This is a genomic window from Variovorax sp. P1_H12_2 (genome assembly GCF_056405335.1).
Window position 1 is genome coordinate 1 of record NZ_JBFUCI010000594.1, and the last position, 2,885, is coordinate 2,885.

A 2,885-nucleotide genomic window follows, 5' to 3' on the forward strand; every position below is an offset into this window, starting at 1 on the left:
GTGGTGAGCCACCAGCCGGTCGAGATGTAGTTGCGGCCTTCGGCGATGAGCAGGCCCCACTCGGGCGTCGGCGGCGGCGCGCCGTAGCCCAGGAAGCCCAGGGTCGAGATCGACAGGATGGCGGTGCCGAACTGCAGCGCCGCCATCGCCACCACCGAGGTCATCGAGTTCGGCAGCACGTGCCGCCACAGCACGCTGCGAAAACGTCCGCCGCTGCCGAAGGCGGCCTCGACGTACTCGGCGCGGCGCACCCGCACCACCTCCGAGCGCACCAGCCGCGCGAAGCCCGCGACCGAGGCCACGCCGACCGCCAGCGCCGCGTTGAGCGTGCCGAAGCCGAGGATGATGATGATGCTCAGCGACAGCAGCAGCGAAGGCACCGCCAGCAGCACGTCGACGATGCGCATCAGGATGTCCTCGACCACGCCACCGACCGAGCCCGCGACCAGCCCGATCGCGGTGCCCAGCAGCAGGCCGACCGTGACGGCCAGGAACGCGCCCGACAGCGAATGCACCGCGCCGTGCACGACGCGCGCGTAGAGGTCGCGGCCCAGCCCGTCGGTCCCGAGCAGGTGCGAGGCGCCGGGCGCCAAGAGGTGCTGCCCCGACGTGCCCTGCACCGGGTTGTAGCCCGTGAAGACACCCGGCACGACGGCCCAGAGCGTCACCGTCGCGATCACCAGCCAGGCCAGCAGCAGGCCGGGCTGCACGCCGCGCAGCGCGCGCCGGACCTGGCGCCAGCGCCGCGCCACCGGGCTCGCCAAGGCGACCGGATTTGCTTCGAAAACAATGCTCATGTGTCAGCTCCCCAACTTGATGCGAAGACGCGGGTCGAGCACCGGATACAGGAGGTCGACCGCGAGGTTGATGAGGACGAACGCCGCGGCGGAAATGACCACGATGGCCTGCAGCACCGCCGTGTCCTGGTTGCCGACCGCCTGCTGGGTGAGACTGCCCAGACCATTGAGGCCGAAGACGGCTTCGGTGACCACCGCGCCGGCCAACAGCTCGCCGAACAGGATGCCCGCGATGGTCAGCGTCGGCAGCACGGCATTGCGCGCCACGTGCTTCCAGAGCACCCAGTTGCGCGTGGCACCCTTGGCCCGCGCCACCGTCACGAAGGGCTGCGTGAGCACCTCGTCGATGTTGCGCATCAGGATCTGCGCCAGTGGCGCCGAGATCGGGACCGCGAGCGTGAGCGTGGGCAGCACCAGGCCCTCCCACTTGCCCGGATTGATGACCGGGATCAGGCCGAGCCGGAAAGAGAACACCTGGATCAGCATGATCCCGAGCCAGAACACCGGCACCGAGATGAACAGCGAGGGCAGCGACTGGATGGCCGCGCGCAGCCAGGCGAAGCGAGTGAGGTTCGACAGGAAGGACAACGCCACGGCCAGCAGCAGCGCCACCGCGAAGCCGAAGGTCGCCAGCCGCAGCGTCGGCGGCAGGTTGGTCGCGAGGCCCTGGCTCACGGGCACGCCGGCCTGCATCGAGTAGCCGAAGTTGCCGGCGAGGAAGTTCCACAGAGTGTGGAAATAGCGTTCCCACACCGGGTTGTCGGCACCGTAGGAGGCGCGGATGTCGGCGATCTCCTTCGGCCCGAGGCCCATGTCGGGATTGAGGAACTTGATCAGCACCGCATCACCGGGCAGCGCCTGCAGCAGGATGAAGGAAGCGGTGAAGGCGGCCCAGAGCACCAGCAGCGCCTGGCCGATGCGGCCGTAGAGGTATTTGCTCATCGCATGGGTCCGATCAGTGCGGCGCCAGCCAGGTGCCGTAGAAGCTCGGACGGCCGACCGCCTCGAAGCCCACGTCGCGCACCCAGGGCGCGCCGGCGAACACCTGCGGCTCCTCGAACAACGGGATCACGTAAGCCTGGTCGACCAGGTAGTGCTGGACTTCCCGCGTCAGTGCCAGGCGCTTGGCGGCATCGGGCTCCTGCGCGATGGCGTCGAACAGCGCATTGAGCTTGTCATCCTCGAAGGACCTGACCTTCTGGCTGACGCCGCCCTTTTGCAGCAGCAGATTGCGGTTGGCCGGATGGAAGTTGCTCTTGATCACGTCGGGGTCGGCACGGCCGACCATGGCGGGAATCAACGGTGTCTTCTGCGGGTCGAGGCTGTCGAGCGTGCGGCTGCCCAGGTCGCCGGACATCACGCTCAGCTTCACGCCGAGCTTGGCCCACTGCTGCGCCACGAGCTGCAGCACTTCCTTGTTCTGCAGGTAGTTGGGCGACTCGTAGGTGGCGAGCACCAGGTCCTGCCCGTCCTTCTGGCGCAGGCCCTGGGCGCCGACCTTCCAGCCGGCTTCGTCGAGCAGTCGCGCCGCCTTGGCCTCATCGTGCACCAGCTTGTCGGAGAGATCGACGAAGCCGGCGGCGGTCGATACGATGACGCCCTTCGCCTGCGGATAGTTGTCGCTGAACAAGGTCTGCACGATGTCGCGCGCACTGGTCGCATGCAGCAGCGCCCGGCGCACGCGCAGGTCGGCGACGAGCGGGTTGTCGGGCCGGAACGCCAGGCTGTCGTTCACGCCGCGTGTCGACGACGCATAGACCGGGAACTGCTGCTCGCGCACGCGCTTCTCGTCATAAGCCTGGATCTGGCGGATGAAGCCGGCCTGGCCGGCCAGCAGCGCGCCGATGCGCACGCTGTCTTCGGGCGTGACGACGATCTTGATCGCATCCAGGCGCGCCCGGCCCTGCTGCGGCAGCTTGGCTGGGCCCCAGCGATAGTCCTTGCGAACCGCCAGGTTCACTTCCTTGCCGAGCGTCTCGGAGGCGACGACGAAGGGGCCGGACCCGATGATCTTGGTGGCGTCGCCCAGTTCCTCGAAGGGACGGTCCAGCGTCTCCGGCGCCACCAGGCCGGAGCCGATCACCGAGG

3 protein-coding genes are annotated in these 2,885 nt (G+C 68.4%); all 3 read right to left on the reverse strand.

The genetic code is table 11. The features are described from left to right. Positions 1–797 (reverse strand): ABC transporter permease (locus AC1D2K_RS32870; protein ID WP_478094394.1); only part of this gene is annotated, 797 nt, incomplete at its 3' end. Positions 798–800: 3 nt separating this feature from the next. Further along, the gene (locus AC1D2K_RS32875) at positions 801–1,739 is read right to left on the reverse strand and encodes an ABC transporter permease (RefSeq protein WP_478094396.1); all 939 of its coding nucleotides are present in this window, start codon (positions 1,737–1,739) and stop codon (positions 801–803) included. 13 nt (positions 1,740–1,752) lie between these two features. After that, a partial coding sequence (locus AC1D2K_RS32880) for a TIGR04028 family ABC transporter substrate-binding protein (protein ID WP_478094397.1) occupies positions 1,753–2,885 on the reverse strand: 1,133 nt, incomplete at its 5' end.